Genomic DNA, 17465 nt, shown 5'->3' on the forward strand with positions numbered 1-17465 from the left:
AAAAAACCAGTCATGTGACTGGTTACTCTGCGGAAAGAGGGACTTGAACCCTCACGACCTAAAGCGGTCACAGGATCCTTAGTCCTGCGCGTCTGCCAATTCCGCCATTTCCGCTAACAACATTAGTTATTATATCAAGATTGACAACTCGTGTCAATACTTTTTTGAAAGTTTTTTAATAACTTTCTCTTGTCTCTTTCGAAACAACTATTATATAATACCATTTATTGTTTGCTGACGTCAATACTTTTTTGACTTTTTTTAAATTTTTTAGCAAAAACTATCTATCATATCTCTTGTCAAAGGTTAAGCTAAACTCTTATTCAGCCTATCTAATTTCTCTCTAAGGGGAGCTAAGTAAACTTCTTCTCCAAAACCACGCAATTTTAAGCCATCCTCAGCACAAGACAATAACGATTCTGTCAAAGGTAAAATCATTTTGAGGTCTGTAGCAGAAATATCTTTTTTCGAAAATAAACGACGAATTCTAGGGTAATCACAGTCAAATGCTTCAAAAAAAGGTGAGTCATTCAAAATATTTTCTAGATTTACCAAATTGACTAAAAGACCAAGGTGAAAGGATGCTGGCGCAAAGGTTGATGAGAAAGGTTGGGTACATACACTACGAAACTCAATAGTCCCTCGTGTCGTTAAATCTTGGAATTGATAAGAACGATGAGTCTTAAAATCTTCCTCACTTGGTTCAATAGTGACTACTTCGCCACGAATAGAGTGTGCTTTAATAGATGGCGTACTTAGATAGTCTTTAGCACGTATTGGTTCAAAATAGTAGGTTTCGTCACCACGCTTAGCAGTAAAAATGGCTGTCTCAGACAAGTAAGAAAAATAGTCATCTTCATTCTTAAATACCTTAGGAAATACTCCTGCATTTTCCTCAAACACACCATGCATGGAATTCTCCCAGAAAACATCACGGGAAAGCGCTAAATCCCAATCAGAACCCCAAAACTCAGAGTTTGCCAATAATACTGCCTTGGGTCCCTCTATTTGGTTAAAAGCATTTAAGACTCTTAAATAGGACGTTTTTGAAACATCTAATTGTACCTGACTCCCACAGATGAAAGAAGCATATTCTGGATAATCATGAAAGAAAGGATCGTTCTTTGCTTTAGATAGCTCGAGAAAATCCATAAGCATTTCATAACGAGGAGATTTAACAGGTCTGTTGTCATTTTTTGCCCAGTTTGGATTCACTCCCCAACCTTGCAACTCATGATTATGATTCTGAAGATAGGGTTGGATTATACTGAGGTAAGTATCCAGACGTTCCTCAACCTCAGAAATTCTCTCAGCCTTCGTAAAAGCAAACTCGATCGTATTGTACGAAACTTCAAAAAGAATCATGTCTCCAGAAGCTTTATCGATAAGCTGAATAGGATTATTATCAGAATCATACTTATCAGCTTGAAAATCAAAATTATCCAAAAGATAGACTAGTAACTGTTTTGTAAGAGAGACATCTGTAGCATTACCACTCAAATTAACAACTGGGTATTCCAACTCAATCCCCACAAATAATTCGGGTTGCTCCTTAATTGGCTCATAGTACCTTTGCTTAAGCAATTCCTTGGCTGTTGTCAAAATAATGTCCCCCTTTTTAAAATAAGCTTATTCCATTATATCAAAATATTCAGACGATTTATAGACAAAAAAACGCCTGCTTACGAAAAATAACCGTATTACCTTTCGTAAACAAGCGTTACATGCTTATTTATTCCCATTTTTATGATGAGTGTTCCCGCTAGGCGTATGCCCAGCGGTAGACCAGAGCTAGACTAAGAAAAGCTAAGCTATTCCATCATCATAACACTCAACAAAATTGATAAAAATTAAACAAGTTCGATGATTGCCATTGGGGCAGCATCGCCACGACGTGGTTCTGTTTTAAGGATACGAGTGTATCCACCGTTACGTTCAGCATAACGAGGTGCAATTTCTGAGAAAAGTTTTTGAAGAGCAGTTGTTGATGTATATTTATCAGTTGCTTCATCATAGCTTTCAGTTGCAATTTCGTTACGTACAAATGCAGCTGCTTGACGACGTGCGTGCAAATCACCACGTTTACCAAGAGTGATCATTTTTTCAACTGTTTTACGGATTTCTTTAGCACGTGCTTCAGTTGTAACGATTGCTTCGTTAATGATAAGATCTGTAGTCAAATCACGAAGAACCGCTTTACGTTGTGAGCTTGTGCGTCCAAGTTTACGGTAAGCCATGTTATCCTCCTATATTATTATTTATCGTTTTTGAGTCCAAGTCCAAGATCAGCCAACTTAACTTTGACTTCTTCAAGAGATTTGCGACCTAGGTTACGGACTTTCATCATTTCAGGCTCAGTTTTTTCTGTCAAATCATGAACGGTATTAATACCGGCACGTTTCAAACAGTTATATGAGCGTACAGACAAATCAAGTTCTTCGATGGTACGGTCAAGCACCTTTTCACCGTTCACTTTTTCAGTTTCTTTCATTACATCAGTAGCTTTAGCAACATCAGTAAGGTCAGTAAACAAGTTCAAGTGTTCAATCAAAACGCGAGCCGAGAGACCGAGGGCATCTTCAGGGATGATTGTTCCGTTTGTCATGATTTCGATTGTCAATTTATCAAAACCATCATTGCTACCTACACGGGCAGGTTCAACTTGATAATTGACTTTTTTCACTGGTGTGTAGATTGAATCTACAGCCAATGTTCCCACTGGTGCATCGTCTTTCTTGTTTTCATCTGCTGGAACATAACCACGGTTTGTAGCTACTGTCATAGTCGCTTTCAAAGAAGCGCCGTCAGCGATAGTGAAAAGATAATGATCAGGGTTAACAATTTCAATGTCGCTATCAGTCAAGATGTCTCCAGCAGTAACTTCAGCTGGACCTTGGACATCAAGTTCAATTGTCTTTTCGTCTTCGACGTAAGATTTTACAGCAAGTCCTTTAATATTAAGGATGATTTGCATCACGTCTTCACGGACGCCTGGTACGGTATCAAATTCGTGGAGTACTCCATCAATCTTAATTGATGTTACGGCAGCACCTGGAAGTGATGACAAAAGTACACGACGAAGAGAGTTACCCAAAGTTGTACCATAACCACGTTCTAGTGGTTCGATGACAAATTTGCCGTAATCTTTATTTTCATCAATTTTTGTTATTATTGGTTTTTCAAACTCAATCATTTATTATACTCCCTCGAAACGAACCTTGTGTACTATTGTTATTAAAGATTACACACGACGACGTTTTGGAGGACGACAACCATTATGTGGTACAGGTGTTACATCACGGATTGCTGTTACTTCAAGACCTGCAGCAGCAAGAGCACGGATAGCAGACTCACGACCTGAACCAGGACCTTTAACAGTTACTTCAACTGTTTTAAGACCATGTTCTTGTGCAGATTTAGCAGCAGCTTCTGAAGCCATTTGTGCAGCAAATGGTGTAGATTTACGAGAACCTTTGAAACCAAGAGCACCAGCTGATGACCATGCTACAGCGTTACCATGCACATCTGTAATCATAACAATAGTGTTATTGAAAGTAGCGTGAATGTGAGCAATACCAGATTCGATATTCTTTTTCACACGACGTTTACGTGTTGGTTTAGCCAATGTTTTTACCTCCTATTTTATTTTAGTTATTTTTTCTTACCTGCAATCGCAACAGCTTTACCTTTACGAGTGCGGGCATTGTTTTTAGTGTTTTGTCCACGGACAGGAAGTCCACGACGGTGACGGATACCACGGTATGAACCGATTTCCATCAAACGTTTGATGTTAAGGTTAACTTCACGACGAAGGTCACCTTCAACTTTGATTGCATCCACTTCGCGACGGATAGCGTCTTCTTGATCATTTGTCAAATCTTTAACGCGGATGTCTTCAGAAACGCCTGCAGCAGCCAAGATTTTCTTAGATGTTGCAAGTCCGATACCGTATACGTAAGTAAGTGAAATTACTACACGTTTATCGTTTGGAATGTCAACTCCAGCAATACGAGCCATGATTTCTCCTTTCTATATTATCCTTGACGTTGTTTGTGTTTTGGATTTGTTGGACAAATTACCATAACACGACCGTTACGACGAATAACTTTACAGTATTCGCAAATTGGTTTAACCGATGGTCTTACCTTCATGTTTCAATCCCTCCAATTATTTCGATTATTTAAAGCGGTATGTGATGCGTCCACGTGTCAAATCATAAGGACTCATTTCAACAGTCACACGGTCACCGACCAAAATACGAATGTAGTTTTTACGGATTTTACCAGAAACTGTCGCCAAAATTTGGTGTCCATTTTCCAATTCAACAGTAAACATAGCATTAGGCATAGTTTCTACAACTTTACCTTCAATTTCAATCACGTCTTCTTTTGCCACGCAAAAGTACCCCCTAAAATTTCGATTTGATTTCCTCTGAGCACAGAGGTAACAATTATAAGTCAGACTAAAGTATTATAACATGCTTAAGTCTGATACGCAAGTAAGATTATATAATTATTTAATTGCTGCAATCGCTTTTTTAACATCAGCGAATACATCGTCGATATCTTGGTTACCTTGAATATCAGATACAAGACCAAGCTCACGGTAATGTGCAATAATTGGCTCACCTTGAGCAATATTCACATCCAAGCGGCGTTTCACTGTTTCTGGTTTGTCATCTTCACGTTGGTAATAGTCTTCTTCCTTGTAGTCAGCTGGTGGGTTGAATACTTTATGGTAAGTTTCACCTGTTTCGCGGTGAATAATACGACCACTCAAGCGTTCAAGAAGGCAAGATGGATCCACTTCGATATTGATTACTCCATCAAGCTCCAAACCAAGATCAACCAAGATTTGATCCAAGGCATGAGCTTGTTCGATTGTGCGAGGAAAACCATCCAAAAGGAATCCTTTTTCCTTAATGTCGTCTTGAGCCAAACGCTCTTTAACGATTCCGTTTGTTACTTCATCTGGTACCAATTCACCTTTATCGATGAATGATTTGGCCAAAACACCCATTTCAGTTTGGTTAGCCATAGCAGCACGGAACATATCACCAGTTGAGATGTGAGCTACACCAAATTCTTCAACAATTTTTGCAGCTTGAGTCCCTTTACCAGCACCTGGTAGACCCATAATTAAAAGATTCATCTTACGAACTCCTTATTTTTGTTTTCAAATAACTCTATCAAGGTTTTAACACATTGGTAGAGTTATCAAAAAACAAAAGAGAAGGGACAGAAAGTAACCTTTCTTTCCCTCTCAATTGTTCATGAGAAGACTTAGTCTTCAAGATTCATAAATCCAACGTACTGACGTTTCAATAGGTAACCTTCGAGTTGTTTCATACCTTCGATACCAGTTGAAATCAAGATCAAGAGAGATGTACCACCAAGCGCGATTGAGCTTGTAAGGTGCATAAACTGTTGAGCCGCAATTGGAGCCAATGAAATAAACGCGAGAAATACAGCCCCGATTGTTGCCAATCTCTTAAGCAATGAAGACATGTACTTTTCAGTCTCACGACCTGGACGAACACTAGGAATGTAAGACCCATTCTTTTGAAGATTTTCAGCAGTTTTTTCAGGATTTACTTGGACAAATGTGTAGAAGAATGAGAATAAGATAATCAATATCGCATAAGTAATCATTCCACTAGGTGTATTATACGAGAGTAGTCCTTGTAAGTGTGATAACCATGTAACCTTCGAGAAGAATGGAAGAATAGTACTAGGAATTGTTGTAATCGAGCTAGCAAAGATAACGGGAATAACACCAGCTGGATTTACTTTCAATGGAAGGTAAGAACTCGTTGGAGCCCCTTGAACCAATTTAGTATATTGAATTGGAATTTGATATTCTGCCTGTTGAACAAATGTCGTAAAGAAGACAATCGCCAAACCTACCACAATTAACAAAGCAACTATGATATATGAACGAGTCAATTCTCCTGTACGAACATTGACAAAGAAATCCTCGTAAATCGTTGAGAACATTTTTGGAATAGAAGCGATGATCCCTGAAAAGATAATCATTGACACACCATTACCAAAACCTTTATCTGTGATTTGTTCACCAAGCCATGTCACAATTATACTACCAGCAGTTAGAATTGTCCCAATCAATAGGTAGGTTGAAACATTTGGTGTTTTAACCAATGAAATTGATGAGAGAGTATTAAAACTTGCTGTAATACCAATCGATTGAACAAAGGCTAAAACAAGAGTAATATAGCGAGTCGCTTGGTTCAATTTACGACGACCAACTTCCCCTTGTTTGCCCCACTCCACAAATTTCGGATAGATATCCATCTGCAAAAGTTGGACGATGATTGATGCTGTAATGTAAGGACTAACCCCCATCGAGAAGATTGAAAAGTTATTCATGGCATTACCAGACACCAAGTTAAGCATGTTCAAGAAAGGTAAATCGCTTAATTGTTTCAAACTTTCCGCATTGATACCAGGAACTGTTACATGAGTCCCTACACGAAAAACGAAAATAATGAAGATTGTAAATAAAATCTTATTACGAACGTTTTTGACTTTCAATGCGTCTTTTAATAGTTTAAAGAACATAATGAGTTACCCCTCATTAGATGACTTCGATTGAACCACCTTTAGCAGTGATAGCTGCTTCAGCAGATTTTGAGAATTTAGCTGCTTTAACAGTCAATTTCTTAGTCAATTCGCCGTTACCAAGAACTTTAACGCCTGATTTTTCAGCACGAACGATTCCAGCTTCTTTAAGAACTGCTGGAGTTACTTCTGTACCATCTTCAAAGACGTTCAATTGATCAAGGTTTACAAGTGCGTATTCTTTAGCGTTGATGTTAGTGAATCCGCGTTTTGGAAGACGACGGAACAATGGAGTTTGTCCACCTTCGAATCCTGGACGTACGCCACCACCGCTACGAGCTTTTTGACCTTTTTGACCACGGCCTGAAGTTTTACCGTTACCAGATGAAGTACCACGACCTACACGGTTGCGGACTTTACGAGAACCTTCAGCAGGTTTCAATTCATGAAGTTTCATTATTATTTTCTCCTCTTTTTGTAAAATGCTAGCGCCTCTAATCAAGTAAGGTAGCTTGATTAGAAACTCGCCTATACATGAAATTCAGTTTAAGTCGCGAGGTAACCCTCACGACTTAAATCAATTTTTATTTAACGTCTTCTACAGTTACCAAGTGAGATACTGCGTTGACCATACCACGGATAGCAGCGTTGTCTTCTTTAACAACTGAGCTATTCAATTTACCAAGTCCAAGAGCAACAACTGTTTTACGTTGTTCTGGTTTGCGTCCGATTGGAGACTTAGTCAAAGTAATTTTAATTTGAGCCATTGTTATCTCCTTTCTTATGCCAAGTCAGATACTGAGATGCCACGAAGAGCCGCAACTTCTTCAGCACGTTTAAGTTGTTTCAATCCTTCAACAGTCGCACGAACGATGTTGATTGGAGTGTTTGAACCGAGTGATTTAGATGTTACATCAGCAACACCAGCCAATTCGATGACGGCACGAACTGCACCACCAGCGGCAACCCCAGCCCCTTCAACAGCTGGTTTCAACAATACTTTCGCTCCACCAAATTCTGAACGAACTTCGTGAGGAATAGTTGTACCAACCATAGGAACTTCGATAAGGTTTTTCTTAGCTGCTTCAACTGCTTTACGGATAGCTTCTGGAACCTCTTGAGATTTACCAGTACCAAATCCTACGCGACCATTACGGTCACCAACAACAACAAGAGCAGCAAAACGCATGTTGCGTCCACCTTTTACAACTTTAGTAACACGGTTGATAGCAACTACGCGTTCTTCAAGTTCTACTGCATTATCTTTAAATGCCATTATTAAGTGTCCTCCCTATTAGAATTTCAATCCGTTTTCACGAGCTGAGTCAGCCAAAGCTTTAACACGTCCGTGATAGAGATATCCACCGCGGTCAAACACCACTTCAGAAATACCTTTAGCTACTGCGCGTTCAGCAACAAGTTTACCGACAACAACGGCTTGTTCTGTTTTAGTTCCTTTAGAAACTTCTTTATCAAGAGTTGATGCACTTGCGAGCGTTACACCCGCTACGTCATCAATAACTTGAGCGTAGATGCCTGTATTAGAACGGAAAATGTTCAAACGTGGGCGATCAGCAGTTCCAGAGAGTTTTCCGCGAACGCGACGGTGGCGTTTTTGGCGGAGTTTGTTTTTATCTGGTTTCGAAATCACAATTTTCACCTCTTAATTATAATGCTAGCTCATGAGAGCTTTTGGTAAAGTGACAATCCACAAAGAATTGCCATAAGGATAGAATCCTATTATTTACCAGTTTTACCTTCTTTACGACGTACGTATTCACCAACGTAACGGATACCTTTACCTTTGTAAGGTTCTGGTGAACGAAGGCTACGGATGTAAGCTGCTGTCTGACCAACAACTTCTTTGTTAATACCACTTACAACGATTGAAGTTGCAGATGGTACTTCAAAAGTAATACCTTCTGGAGCTTCAACTTCGTCTTGGTGAGATTTACCAACTGAAAGAACAAGTTTTGTTCCTTGGAGTTGCGCACGATATCCGACACCGCGCATTTCAAGTTCTTTTTTGAAACCTTCAGAAACACCAACAACCATGTTGTTCAAGTTTGCACGTGAAGTACCGTGGATTGTTTTGTTTTCTTTTGAGTCGTTTGGACGGTGAAGTGTAACTTCATTGCCTTCAACTTTGATTTCAATGTTTTTGTTAAACTCACGAGTGAGTTCGCCTTTAGGTCCTTTAACAGTAACAACGTTATCGTTGTTTGTTACTTCAACACCAGCAGGCAAAGTAATAACTTTATTACCAATACGTGACATAGTATTTAATTCTCCTGTTAGATTATCAAGCCACAAAGTGACTAGTTTTCACGGGGATGAGTTTCATAGAATATAATCAACGAAACTCGCACAAATCATTGAGATAAGTGCTTAGTATCAACTTCTTACCAAACGTAAGCGATAACTTCTCCACCAACGTTCTTTTGACGAGCTTCTTTATCAGTCAAAAGACCTTCTGAAGTAGAGATGATCGCGATTCCAAGTCCGTTAAGAACTTTAGGAACATCTTCACGTTTAGAGTAAACACGAAGACCTGGTTTAGAAATACGTTTCAAGTTAGTGATAACACGTTCACCGTTTTGTCCGTATTTCAAGAATACGCGGATGATACCTTGTTTGTCATCTTCGATAACTTCAACATTTTTTACGAAACCTTCACGTTTAAGGATTTCAGCGATACCTTTTTTAATGTTTGATGCAGGTACTTCAAGTACTTCGTGTTTAGCTTGGTTAGCGTTACGAATACGTGTCAAGAAATCTGCAATTGGGTCAGTCATAACCATTTTATATTTTCTCCTCTTACTAGTAGTTTGAATAATTCACTTGCTAGTTAATGATTGAGCTAGGCTCAGATTGTGTTAAATACATTCAAATTAGGTGAAACTAACTTAAATGTACCATGTTTTTTACCAAGAAGCTTTGGTAACACCTGGAATTTGACCTTTGTAAGCCAATTCACGGAAGCAAACACGGCAAAGTTTAAATTTGCGATAAACTGAGTGTGGACGTCCACAACGTTCGCAACGAGTGTAAGCTTGCGTAGAGAACTTCGCAGGGCGTTTGTTCTTAGCAATCATTGATTTTTTAGCCAATTTATTTACCTCCTAGATTATTTTGCAAAAGGCATTCCAAGGCCTTTAAGCAATTCACGACCTTCTTCGTCAGTGTTAGCAGTAGTTACGATAACGATATCCATACCACGTACTTTATCAACATCGTCGAAGTTGATTTCTGGGAAGATAAGTTGTTCTTTAACACCAAGTGTGTAGTTACCACGTCCATCAAATGATTTAGTTGGAACACCATGGAAGTCACGAACACGTGGAAGTGATACTGATACCAATTTATCCAAGAATTCGTACATGCGTTCACCACGAAGGGTAACTTTAGCACCGATCGCGACACCTTCACGAAGACGGAAGCCAGCGATTGATTTCTTAGCTTTAGTAATCAATGGTTTTTGACCTGAAATAAGTGCCAACTCAGCAGCAGCTTTTTCAAGAGTTTTAGCGTTGTTTACAGCTTCACCAACACCCATGTTGATAACGATTTTATCAACTTTTGGCACAGCCATAACTGAAGAATAATTGAATTTTTCAGTCAAAGCTGGAATTACTTCGTTAGTGTATTTTTCTTTAAGACGGTTAGCCATTTAATACTTTCTCCTTTCCTTCGTGATTAGTCAAGCACTTCGCCTGATTTTTTGTTGTAACGAACTTTTTTGCCGTCAACAACTTTGTAACCTACACGTCCAGCTACACCGTTCTTGTCAAGAACTTGAACGTTTGAAGCGTGGATTGGTGCTTCTTTTTCCACGATAGCACCTTGAGGGTTTTCAGCTGATGGTTTTTGGTGTTTTTTGATGATTGCAACACCTTCAACAACAACTTTGTTTACTTTTGGAAGAGCTTTAAGAACTACTGCTTCAGTTCCTTTGTCTTTACCAGCAATAACGCGAACTTTATCGCCTTTTTTTACAAACATTTGAGTATTTCTCCTATTATTTCTTACGCCCTAATGGGCACCCTGAACATTTCAGGGGACTAAGTTTGTGTTAATTCAGATTAAAGTACTTCTGGCGCCAAAGATACGATACGCATGTATCCACCTTCACGCAATTCACGTGCAACAGGGCCAAAGATACGAGTTCCACGAGGAGTTTTGTCATCGCGGATGATTACTGCAGCGTTATCATCAAACTTGATGTATGAACCGTCTGGACGGCGAGCACCAGTTTTTGTACGAACGATAACAGCTTTAACAACATCACCTTTTTTAACAGCTCCACCTGGTGTAGCTTGTTTAACAGTTGCAACGATAACGTCGCCGATGTTAGCGAATTTACGTCCTGAACCACCAAGAACTTTGATAGTCAAGATTTCACGAGCACCGCTATTATCAGCAACTTTTAAGCGACTTTCTTGTTGAATCATTTCAATTGTCTCCTTTTAGTTTTATTAGATAATAACAGCTTCTTCCACAACTTCTACAAGACGGAAGCGTTTTGTAGCTGAAAGTGGGCGAGTTTCCATGATACGAACGATATCGCCTTCTTTAGCAACGTTGTTTTCATCATGTGCTTTGTATTTTTTAGAATAGTTGATACGTTTACCATAGACTGGGTGGTTACGTTTAGTTTCAACTACAACTGTGATTGTTTTATCCATCTTGTCAGATACTACGCGTCCAACAAGGGTTTTACGTTGATTACGTTCCATTATTAGAATTGCTCCTTTCCCAATCTATTATTTGATTTCAGATTGCACAGTTTTAACACGTGCAATTTGTTTTTTCACTTCGTTCAAACGGGCAGTTTGATCAAGTTGACCTGCTGCAGCTTGGAAACGAAGGTCGAAAAGTTCTTTCTTAAGTTCGTTTTCTTTTTTAGCAAGCTCTTCTTGAGACAAGCCACGAAGCTCAGCAACAAACTTTTTGATTTCTTCAAGTTTCATGTCTTCTCCTTATTCTGCTTCACGTTTCACGAATTTACATTTAACTGGCAATTTGTGGCTAGCAAGACGAAGCGCTTCACGTGCAACTTCTTCAGAAACACCTGCGATTTCGAACATTACTTTACCACGTTTAACTGGTGCTACCCAACCTTCAGGTGCCCCTTTACCAGAACCCATACGTACACCGATAGCTTTAGCAGTGTATGATTTGTGTGGGAAGATCTTAATCCAAACCTTACCACCACGTTTCATGTAACGAGTCATGGCAATACGAGCAGCCTCGATTTGACGGTTTGTAATCCAGTGGCTAGTTGTAGCTTGAAGACCGTATTCACCGAATGATACTTCTTTACCACCTTTAGCCTCACCGCGCATTTTTCCACGGAATTCACGACGGTGTTTAACACGTTTAGGTACTAACATTTGTTATTTGCCTCCTTTAGTGTTTTTACGAGCTGGAAGAACTTCTCCACGGTAGATCCAAACTTTAACACCAAGTTTACCGTAAGTTGTGTCAGCTTCTTCCCAAGCGTAATCGATATCAGCGCGAAGTGTGTGAAGTGGAACTGTACCTTCAGAGTATCCTTCTGCACGGGCGATATCTGCACCGTTCAAACGACCTGATACTTGAGTTTTGATTCCTTTAGCTCCAGCACGCATTGCACGTTGGATAGCTTGTTTTTGTGCACGACGGAAAGCAACACGTTGCTCAAGTTGGCGAGCAATTGTTTCACCAACAAGGTGAGCGTCCAAATCAGGTTTCTTGATTTCAACGATGTTGATGTGTACTTGTTTTCCAGTCAATTTATTAAGTTGAGCGCGAAGAGCGTCAACGTTTGATCCACCTTTACCGATTACCATACCTGGTTTTGCAGTGTGAAGTGAAACAATAACTTTGTTTACAGCACGTTCGATTTCAATAGTTGAAACTGAAGCGTCTGCAAGTTCTTTTTGAATGAATTTGCGGATTGCCAAATCTTCGTGAAGGTAATCTGCGTATTCTTTTTCAGCATACCATTTCGCATCCCAGTCACGGATGATCCCGACACGCATACCAATTGGATGTACTTTTTGACCCACGAGTTTACCTCCTTATTTTTCTGACACAACTACTGTTACGTGAGTTGTGCGTTTGTTGATTGGTGAAGCTGAACCTTTCGCACGTGGACGGAAACGTTTCATTGTTGGTCCTTCGTTTGCGAATGTTTCAGATACTACCAAGTTAGCTTTTTCCAAACCAAAGTTGTTTTCTGCGTTAGCGATAGCAGAGTTAAGAGTTTTCTCAACAATGCGAGCTGCTTTGTTTGGAGTGAATTTCAAGATTGCGATTGCATCAGCAACGTTCTTACCACGGATAAGATCAAGAACAAGACGTGTTTTACGAGGTGAAACACGCACTGTACGAGCCATTGCTTTAGCTGAAGTAATTTCTGCCATTGTGTCCTCCTCCTATTAACGACGTGTTTTCTTATCGTCAGCTGCGTGACCTTTGTAAGTACGAGTTGGTGCAAATTCACCAAGTTTGTGACCTACCATGTCTTCTTGGATGTAAACAGGAACGTGTTTACGTCCATCATAAACTGCGATAGTGTATCCGATGAAACTTGGGAAAATCGTTGAACGACGTGACCAAGTTTTAATTACTTTTTTCTTTTCGTCATTGGCTTGAGCTTCAACTTTTTTCATCAAATGCTCATCGACGAAAGGTCCTTTTTTAAGACTACGTCCCATTTTGTAGTTTTCTCCTTTAAATTGAATGTACCACAGCGGCTTGCACTAAGAAATGCTACCGAGTTGGCGGATGTTATGTGCTAAGCGACTAAATTATTTTTCGTTACGACGACGAACGATAAGTTTGTCAGATTTAGCTTTCTTGTTACGAGTTTTAAGACCAAGCGCAGGTTTACCCCATGGAGTAGATGGCGCTTTACGTCCAACTGGTGCTTTACCTTCACCACCACCGTGTGGGTGATCGTTAGGGTTCATTACAGAACCACGAACTGTTGGGCGAATACCTTTCCAGCGATTACGGCCGGCTTTACCAAGGTTGATAAGTGATTGTTGTTCGTTACCTACAGTACCGATAGTTGCACGACATGTACCAAGAACCATACGAACTTCACCTGATTGAAGACGAACAAGTACGTATTTACCTTCTTGACCCAAAACTTGAGCAGAAGCACCAGCGGCACGGATAAGTTCAGCACCTTTACCTGGTTGAAGCTCGATGTTGTGGATAACTGTACCAACTGGGATGTTTGCAAGTGGAAGAGCGTTACCAATCTTGATATCCGCATCTGGACCTGAAACGATACGTTGACCTACTTCAAGACCTTTAGGTGCGATGATGTAAGCTTTAACCCCGTCAGTGTAGTGTACAAGAGCGATGTTTGCAGTACGGTTTGGATCATACTCAATTGTTTTAACAACTGCTTCAACGCCATCTTTGTTACGTTTGAAGTCAATCAAACGGTAGTGACGTTTGTGTCCGCCACCTTGGTGACGTACAGTGATACGACCGTTGTTGTTACGACCAGCTTTGTTCTTAAGAGAAACAAGCAATGATTTTTCAGGAGTGCTTGTAGTGATTTCTGCGAAATCCAAAGAAGTCATGTTACGACGGCCATTTGTCGTTGGTTTATAAACTTTAATACCCACGTTAATTTCTCCTTTGATTATTCAGCTTCAGCTGCAAACAACTCGATTGCTTTAGAATCAGCTGTAAGAGTGATGATAGCTTTTTTAGTTTTTGAAGTGAAACCAGTGTAACGTCCAACACGTTTTTGTTTTGGTTTAACAGTTACAGTGTTCACGCTAGCAACTTTAACACCTTCAAATGCAGCTTCAACTGCTTGTTTGATCAAGAGTTTGTGTGCACGTGTATCAACTTCGAAAGTGTATTTTCCTGCTTCAAGAGCAATCATAGATTTCTCAGTGATAACAGGTTTTTTGATTACGTCATACAAATTCATTATGCAAGAACCTCCTCGATTGATGAGATAGCTTCTTTAGTAACAAGAAGTTTATCTGCGTTTACGATGTCAAGTACGCTTGCAGTTGCAGGAGTTGCAACAGTTACGTTTGCAAGGTTACGTGCTGAAAGTTCAGCGAATTTGTTTCCTTCTTCAACGATAACAAGTACTTTAGAATCGATGCTAAGAGCTGAAAGAACGTTTGCGAATTCAGCAGTTTTTGGAGCTGCAAATGAAAGAGCTTCAACTGCTACAAATTTATCTTCTGCAACTTTAGCTGAGTAAACAGATTTCAATGCAAGGCGACGAACTTTTTGTGGAAGTTTGTATCCGTAAGAACGTGGAGTTGGTCCGAAGACAACACCACCACCACGCCATTGTGGTGAGCGGATAGAACCTTGACGAGCACGTCCAGTCCCTTTTTGACGCCATGGTTTACGTCCACCACCTGATACTGCTGAACGGTTTTTAACCGCGTGAGTACCTTGGCGAAGGCTAGCACGTTGGCTGATTACGACATCAAATACTACTGATTCGTTTGGTTCGATACCGAAGATAGCGTCGTTAAGTTCAACTGTGCTAACTTCTTTACCAGTTTGGTCAAATAGTTTTACGTTTGCCATTTTTAACTGATTTCTCCTTTCTTATTATTTAGCAGCTTTAACTGCTGATTTGATAGTGATAAGAGATTTCTTAGCACCTGGTACGTTACCTTTGATAAGGATAACGTTTTTCTCTGGGATAACTTGTACAACTTCAAGATTTTGAATTGTCACACGGTTGCCACCCATACGTCCTGCCAAGTGTTTGTTTTTGAAAACACGGTTAGGCGCAACAGGTCCCATTGAACCTGGACGACGGTGGTAACGAGAACCGTGAGCCATAGGTCCGCGTGATTGACCGTGGCGTTTGATAACACCTTGGAAACCTTTACCTTTTGAAGTACCAGTTACGTCAACAACATCTCCAGCTTCGAATGTGTCAACAGTGATTTCTGATCCAACTTCCAAGCCTTCAATGTTTTTGAATTCACGAATGAAGCGCTTAGGAGCTGTGTTAGCTTTCGCTACGTGGCCTTTGGCAGGTTTGTTGCTCAATACTTCGCGTTTGTCGTCAAAACCAACTTGAACTGCTTCGTAACCGTCTGTTTCAACAGTTTTAACTTGAAGCACAACGTTTGGAGTAGCTTCGATGACAGTAACAGGGATAAATTCACCTGCTTCAGTGAAGATTTGAGTCATTCCCACTTTTTTCCCTAAGATTCCTTTTGTCATGAGAAAATATTTCCTTTACTTTATTGTTTTTTCAAAAAGTTTTTTATGAGCGTTTTTTATGCTCAAAAAAGTTTTTAACGAGCGTTTTTTATGCTCATTGAATCAAACTTTAAATTAAAGTTTGATTTCTACGTTCACACCACTTGGAAGATCAAGTTTCATCAAAGCGTCAACTGTTTTTTGAGTTGGGTTGATGATGTCGATAAGACGTTTGTGTGTACGCATTTCAAATTGTTCGCGAGAATCTTTATATTTGTGAGTCGCACGAATAATTGTGTAGAGACTACGTTCAGTTGGAAGTGGAACTGGTCCAGCAACTGTCGCACCTGTGCGAGTTGCAGTTTCTACGATTTTTTCAGCCGCTGTATCAAGCGTACGGTGTTCGTAAGCTTTCAAACGGATACGAATTTTTTTGTTTGCCATTTTTTCTCCTCTTTCGTCTATTTAAGATAATAGGCTAGCTCCTCAAGAAAACCAACACGGATTGCGTGGCAGTGCAACCAGGCGTGTCGCAACCTCTTGTATCATAGCTAAGCGCTGTATTTACAGCACCATAATATAATAACAAAAGAACCCACTCATTGCAAGGGATTTTTAAAGTTTTTTCTTTTTTCTTTATTTTCTTTTTGACTAAACAAAAAAATCCACCTTCGATGGATTTTTTATCAACTTTCTTTAGTGTAGTCGTACCCCATGTGTTCATAGGCTTTAACCGTTGCAACACGTCCTGTTCGTGTTCGCATAATAAATCCTTTTTGAATTAGATAGGGTTCATACATATCTTCTACCGTTTCTCGCTCTTCAGCAATATTAACTGACAAGGTCCCTAGACCAACCGGTCCCCCACCATACATCTCAATCATGGTTCGGAGAATTTTTTGGTCGACATAATCTAGTCCTTCATGGTCCACATCCAACATAGTCAACGCCTTGTCTGCAATCTTATCATCAATGATGCCATCACCCATAATTTGTGCATAGTCTCTCACACGCTTAAGTAGGCGGTTAGCAATACGTGGCGTTCCACGACTACGACGTGCTAACTCTAGGGCAGCCTCAGGTGTTATAGTCATATCAAAGATTTCTGAAGTGCGTTCTATAATTTCCTTCAAATCTGGTAACTCATAATATTCCATATGACCATTAATCCCAAAACGAGCCCTCAATGGATTTGACAACATACCTGCTCGTGTGGTTGCACCCACCAAAGTGAACGGTGGTAACTCTAGGTGAACACTACGACTTGTTTCACCTGCACCAATCATGATATCGATGTAGTAATCTTCCATAGCACTATAAAGTACTTCTTCCACTGCCATAGGCATTCGATGAATCTCATCAATAAATAAGATATCACCCGGCTCCAAGTCATTGAGTATGGCAACCAAATCTCCAGCCTTCTCAATCGCTGGCCCAGACGTCTGCTTTAAATTGACGCCCATCTCATTAGCTATCACAAAAGCCATGGTCGTTTTCCCTAAACCTGGAGGACCAAACAAAAGAGTATGATCCAATGCTTCATCACGAAGTTTAGCTGCCTCTATAAAAATCTTTAATTGGTCCTTAACCTTATCTTGACCAATATATTCCTTAAAGTACTGAGGACGAAGGGTACGCTCAACATACTCTTCATCTCCTAGTAAATCATTATCTAATATTCTTGCCATAGGC

Annotated in this window: 31 protein-coding genes and 1 tRNA gene; all 32 read right to left on the minus strand. The window is 39.9% G+C overall.

The window, feature by feature from the left end:
• Window positions 1-28 precede the first annotated feature (28 nt).
• A tRNA-Leu gene (locus tag HMPREF2867_RS04335) sits at window positions 29-114 on the minus strand.
• A gap of 192 nt (window positions 115-306) precedes the next feature.
• A complete protein-coding gene (locus tag HMPREF2867_RS04340; protein ID WP_070576056.1) occupies window positions 307-1602 on the minus strand; it encodes a glutamate-cysteine ligase family protein in 1296 nt (431 codons plus the stop codon).
• 248 nt (window positions 1603-1850) lie between these two features.
• Window positions 1851-2237, minus strand: coding sequence for a 50S ribosomal protein L17 (rplQ, locus tag HMPREF2867_RS04345; protein ID WP_070576059.1), 387 nt, complete (start codon window positions 2235-2237; stop codon window positions 1851-1853).
• A 17-nt stretch (window positions 2238-2254) separates the two neighbouring features.
• The gene (locus tag HMPREF2867_RS04350) at window positions 2255-3193 is read right to left on the minus strand and encodes a DNA-directed RNA polymerase subunit alpha (RefSeq protein ID WP_070576062.1); all 939 of its coding nucleotides are present in this window, start codon (window positions 3191-3193) and stop codon (window positions 2255-2257) included.
• A gap of 48 nt (window positions 3194-3241) precedes the next feature.
• A complete protein-coding gene (gene rpsK / locus HMPREF2867_RS04355; protein ID WP_002885718.1) occupies window positions 3242-3625 on the minus strand; it encodes a 30S ribosomal protein S11 in 384 nt (127 codons plus the stop codon).
• 26 nt (window positions 3626-3651) lie between these two features.
• Window positions 3652-4017, minus strand: a complete 366-nt coding sequence (gene rpsM, locus HMPREF2867_RS04360; RefSeq protein WP_002885820.1) for a 30S ribosomal protein S13 — start codon at window positions 4015-4017, stop codon at window positions 3652-3654.
• Window positions 4018-4034: 17 nt separating this feature from the next.
• Complete coding sequence (gene rpmJ / locus HMPREF2867_RS10910) at window positions 4035-4151, minus strand: 50S ribosomal protein L36 (protein ID WP_000868345.1); 117 nt, start codon at window positions 4149-4151, stop codon at window positions 4035-4037.
• 25 nt (window positions 4152-4176) lie between these two features.
• Window positions 4177-4395: a translation initiation factor IF-1 gene (gene infA / locus HMPREF2867_RS04365; protein ID WP_001040189.1), complete on the minus strand. Its 219-nt coding sequence runs from the start codon at window positions 4393-4395 to the stop codon at window positions 4177-4179.
• Window positions 4396-4512: 117 nt separating this feature from the next.
• On the minus strand, window positions 4513-5151 hold the full coding sequence (locus HMPREF2867_RS04370; RefSeq protein ID WP_021144709.1) for an adenylate kinase: 639 nt from the start codon (window positions 5149-5151) through the stop codon (window positions 4513-4515).
• Window positions 5152-5282: 131 nt separating this feature from the next.
• Complete coding sequence (gene secY, locus HMPREF2867_RS04375; RefSeq protein ID WP_021144710.1) at window positions 5283-6578, minus strand: preprotein translocase subunit SecY; 1296 nt, start codon at window positions 6576-6578, stop codon at window positions 5283-5285.
• Window positions 6579-6594: 16 nt separating this feature from the next.
• The gene (rplO, locus tag HMPREF2867_RS04380; RefSeq protein WP_002885849.1) at window positions 6595-7035 is read right to left on the minus strand and encodes a 50S ribosomal protein L15; all 441 of its coding nucleotides are present in this window, start codon (window positions 7033-7035) and stop codon (window positions 6595-6597) included.
• Window positions 7036-7162: 127 nt separating this feature from the next.
• Window positions 7163-7345 (minus strand): 50S ribosomal protein L30, encoded by a 183-nt coding sequence (gene rpmD / locus HMPREF2867_RS04385; protein WP_002885773.1) that lies wholly within the window; start codon window positions 7343-7345, stop codon window positions 7163-7165.
• A gap of 14 nt (window positions 7346-7359) precedes the next feature.
• The gene (gene rpsE / locus HMPREF2867_RS04390; protein WP_002885626.1) at window positions 7360-7854 is read right to left on the minus strand and encodes a 30S ribosomal protein S5; all 495 of its coding nucleotides are present in this window, start codon (window positions 7852-7854) and stop codon (window positions 7360-7362) included.
• 18 nt (window positions 7855-7872) lie between these two features.
• Complete coding sequence (gene rplR, locus HMPREF2867_RS04395; RefSeq protein ID WP_002885810.1) at window positions 7873-8229, minus strand: 50S ribosomal protein L18; 357 nt, start codon at window positions 8227-8229, stop codon at window positions 7873-7875.
• A gap of 89 nt (window positions 8230-8318) precedes the next feature.
• Window positions 8319-8855: a 50S ribosomal protein L6 gene (gene rplF, locus HMPREF2867_RS04400; protein WP_002887056.1), complete on the minus strand. Its 537-nt coding sequence runs from the start codon at window positions 8853-8855 to the stop codon at window positions 8319-8321.
• Window positions 8856-8980: 125 nt separating this feature from the next.
• On the minus strand, window positions 8981-9379 hold the full coding sequence (gene rpsH / locus HMPREF2867_RS04405; RefSeq protein WP_002885642.1) for a 30S ribosomal protein S8: 399 nt from the start codon (window positions 9377-9379) through the stop codon (window positions 8981-8983).
• 123 nt (window positions 9380-9502) lie between these two features.
• Window positions 9503-9688 carry a type Z 30S ribosomal protein S14 gene (locus tag HMPREF2867_RS04410; RefSeq protein WP_001085699.1) on the minus strand — a complete coding sequence of 62 codons (186 nt, stop codon included), beginning with the start codon at window positions 9686-9688 and terminating at the stop codon, window positions 9503-9505.
• Between the two features lie 17 nt (window positions 9689-9705).
• Window positions 9706-10248, minus strand: a complete 543-nt coding sequence (rplE, locus tag HMPREF2867_RS04415; protein WP_002887058.1) for a 50S ribosomal protein L5 — start codon at window positions 10246-10248, stop codon at window positions 9706-9708.
• Window positions 10249-10274: 26 nt separating this feature from the next.
• A complete protein-coding gene (gene rplX, locus HMPREF2867_RS04420) occupies window positions 10275-10580 on the minus strand; it encodes a 50S ribosomal protein L24 (protein WP_002885874.1) in 306 nt (101 codons plus the stop codon).
• A gap of 80 nt (window positions 10581-10660) precedes the next feature.
• Entirely contained in the window at window positions 10661-11029 is a 369-nt protein-coding gene (gene rplN / locus HMPREF2867_RS04425; RefSeq protein ID WP_002885711.1) for a 50S ribosomal protein L14, read from the minus strand.
• A gap of 24 nt (window positions 11030-11053) precedes the next feature.
• Complete coding sequence (gene rpsQ, locus HMPREF2867_RS04430) at window positions 11054-11314, minus strand: 30S ribosomal protein S17 (RefSeq protein WP_002885836.1); 261 nt, start codon at window positions 11312-11314, stop codon at window positions 11054-11056.
• A gap of 27 nt (window positions 11315-11341) precedes the next feature.
• On the minus strand, window positions 11342-11548 hold the full coding sequence (gene rpmC / locus HMPREF2867_RS04435) for a 50S ribosomal protein L29 (RefSeq protein WP_002885754.1): 207 nt from the start codon (window positions 11546-11548) through the stop codon (window positions 11342-11344).
• 9 nt (window positions 11549-11557) lie between these two features.
• Complete coding sequence (gene rplP / locus HMPREF2867_RS04440; RefSeq protein ID WP_000960950.1) at window positions 11558-11971, minus strand: 50S ribosomal protein L16; 414 nt, start codon at window positions 11969-11971, stop codon at window positions 11558-11560.
• A gap of 3 nt (window positions 11972-11974) precedes the next feature.
• Window positions 11975-12628 carry a 30S ribosomal protein S3 gene (rpsC, locus tag HMPREF2867_RS04445; protein ID WP_002885727.1) on the minus strand — a complete coding sequence of 218 codons (654 nt, stop codon included), beginning with the start codon at window positions 12626-12628 and terminating at the stop codon, window positions 11975-11977.
• Between the two features lie 12 nt (window positions 12629-12640).
• Entirely contained in the window at window positions 12641-12985 is a 345-nt protein-coding gene (gene rplV / locus HMPREF2867_RS04450; RefSeq protein WP_002887063.1) for a 50S ribosomal protein L22, read from the minus strand.
• A gap of 15 nt (window positions 12986-13000) precedes the next feature.
• On the minus strand, window positions 13001-13279 hold the full coding sequence (gene rpsS, locus HMPREF2867_RS04455) for a 30S ribosomal protein S19 (RefSeq protein WP_000533765.1): 279 nt from the start codon (window positions 13277-13279) through the stop codon (window positions 13001-13003).
• Between the two features lie 93 nt (window positions 13280-13372).
• A complete protein-coding gene (gene rplB, locus HMPREF2867_RS04460; protein ID WP_002887065.1) occupies window positions 13373-14206 on the minus strand; it encodes a 50S ribosomal protein L2 in 834 nt (277 codons plus the stop codon).
• A 17-nt stretch (window positions 14207-14223) separates the two neighbouring features.
• Window positions 14224-14520, minus strand: a complete 297-nt coding sequence (locus HMPREF2867_RS04465; protein ID WP_002887066.1) for a 50S ribosomal protein L23 — start codon at window positions 14518-14520, stop codon at window positions 14224-14226.
• Window positions 14520-15143: a 50S ribosomal protein L4 gene (rplD, locus tag HMPREF2867_RS04470; protein WP_002885795.1), complete on the minus strand. Its 624-nt coding sequence runs from the start codon at window positions 15141-15143 to the stop codon at window positions 14520-14522. The genes HMPREF2867_RS04465 and rplD overlap by 1 nt, the downstream gene beginning before the upstream one ends.
• 24 nt (window positions 15144-15167) lie before the next feature.
• Window positions 15168-15794 (minus strand): 50S ribosomal protein L3, encoded by a 627-nt coding sequence (gene rplC / locus HMPREF2867_RS04475; RefSeq protein ID WP_002885755.1) that lies wholly within the window; start codon window positions 15792-15794, stop codon window positions 15168-15170.
• 114 nt (window positions 15795-15908) lie between these two features.
• Window positions 15909-16217 (minus strand): 30S ribosomal protein S10, encoded by a 309-nt coding sequence (rpsJ, locus tag HMPREF2867_RS04480; RefSeq protein ID WP_002885653.1) that lies wholly within the window; start codon window positions 16215-16217, stop codon window positions 15909-15911.
• Window positions 16218-16459: 242 nt separating this feature from the next.
• Window positions 16460-17461, minus strand: coding sequence for a Holliday junction branch migration DNA helicase RuvB (ruvB, locus tag HMPREF2867_RS04485; protein WP_002892095.1), 1002 nt, complete (start codon window positions 17459-17461; stop codon window positions 16460-16462).
• Window positions 17462-17465: the final 4 nt, after the last annotated feature.

The sequence above is a fragment of the Streptococcus sp. HMSC064H09 genome, from assembly GCF_001812625.1.
In the GTDB taxonomy this organism is placed as follows: Bacteria; Bacillota; Bacilli; order Lactobacillales; family Streptococcaceae; genus Streptococcus.

Coding starts and splice junctions, on each gene's coding strand:
- rplQ (WP_070576059.1), bottom strand. CDS start 2,237: ATGGCTTACCGTAAACTTGGACGCACAAGCTCACAACGTAAAGCGGTT.
- HMPREF2867_RS04350 (WP_070576062.1), bottom strand. CDS start 3,193: ATGATTGAGTTTGAAAAACCAATAATAACAAAAATTGATGAAAATAAA.
- rpsM (WP_002885820.1), bottom strand. CDS start 4,017: ATGGCTCGTATTGCTGGAGTTGACATTCCAAACGATAAACGTGTAGTA.
- rpmJ (WP_000868345.1), bottom strand. CDS start 4,151: ATGAAGGTAAGACCATCGGTTAAACCAATTTGCGAATACTGTAAAGTT.
- HMPREF2867_RS04370 (WP_021144709.1), bottom strand. CDS start 5,151: ATGAATCTTTTAATTATGGGTCTACCAGGTGCTGGTAAAGGGACTCAA.
- secY (WP_021144710.1), bottom strand. CDS start 6,578: ATGTTCTTTAAACTATTAAAAGACGCATTGAAAGTCAAAAACGTTCGT.
- rplO (WP_002885849.1), bottom strand. CDS start 7,035: ATGAAACTTCATGAATTGAAACCTGCTGAAGGTTCTCGTAAAGTCCGC.
- rpmD (WP_002885773.1), bottom strand. CDS start 7,345: ATGGCTCAAATTAAAATTACTTTGACTAAGTCTCCAATCGGACGCAAA.
- rpsE (WP_002885626.1), bottom strand. CDS start 7,854: ATGGCATTTAAAGATAATGCAGTAGAACTTGAAGAACGCGTAGTTGCT.
- rplF (WP_002887056.1), bottom strand. CDS start 8,855: ATGTCACGTATTGGTAATAAAGTTATTACTTTGCCTGCTGGTGTTGAA.
- rpsH (WP_002885642.1), bottom strand. CDS start 9,379: ATGGTTATGACTGACCCAATTGCAGATTTCTTGACACGTATTCGTAAC.
- rplE (WP_002887058.1), bottom strand. CDS start 10,248: ATGGCTAACCGTCTTAAAGAAAAATACACTAACGAAGTAATTCCAGCT.
- rplX (WP_002885874.1), bottom strand. CDS start 10,580: ATGTTTGTAAAAAAAGGCGATAAAGTTCGCGTTATTGCTGGTAAAGAC.
- rplN (WP_002885711.1), bottom strand. CDS start 11,029: ATGATTCAACAAGAAAGTCGCTTAAAAGTTGCTGATAATAGCGGTGCT.
- rpsQ (WP_002885836.1), bottom strand. CDS start 11,314: ATGGAACGTAATCAACGTAAAACCCTTGTTGGACGCGTAGTATCTGAC.
- rpmC (WP_002885754.1), bottom strand. CDS start 11,548: ATGAAACTTGAAGAAATCAAAAAGTTTGTTGCTGAGCTTCGTGGCTTG.
- rplP (WP_000960950.1), bottom strand. CDS start 11,971: ATGTTAGTACCTAAACGTGTTAAACACCGTCGTGAATTCCGTGGAAAA.
- rplV (WP_002887063.1), bottom strand. CDS start 12,985: ATGGCAGAAATTACTTCAGCTAAAGCAATGGCTCGTACAGTGCGTGTT.
- rpsS (WP_000533765.1), bottom strand. CDS start 13,279: ATGGGACGTAGTCTTAAAAAAGGACCTTTCGTCGATGAGCATTTGATG.
- HMPREF2867_RS04465 (WP_002887066.1), bottom strand. CDS start 14,520: ATGAATTTGTATGACGTAATCAAAAAACCTGTTATCACTGAGAAATCT.
- rplD (WP_002885795.1), bottom strand. CDS start 15,143: ATGGCAAACGTAAAACTATTTGACCAAACTGGTAAAGAAGTTAGCACA.
- rplC (WP_002885755.1), bottom strand. CDS start 15,794: ATGACAAAAGGAATCTTAGGGAAAAAAGTGGGAATGACTCAAATCTTC.
- rpsJ (WP_002885653.1), bottom strand. CDS start 16,217: ATGGCAAACAAAAAAATTCGTATCCGTTTGAAAGCTTACGAACACCGT.
- ruvB (WP_002892095.1), bottom strand. CDS start 17,461: ATGGCAAGAATATTAGATAATGATTTACTAGGAGATGAAGAGTATGTT.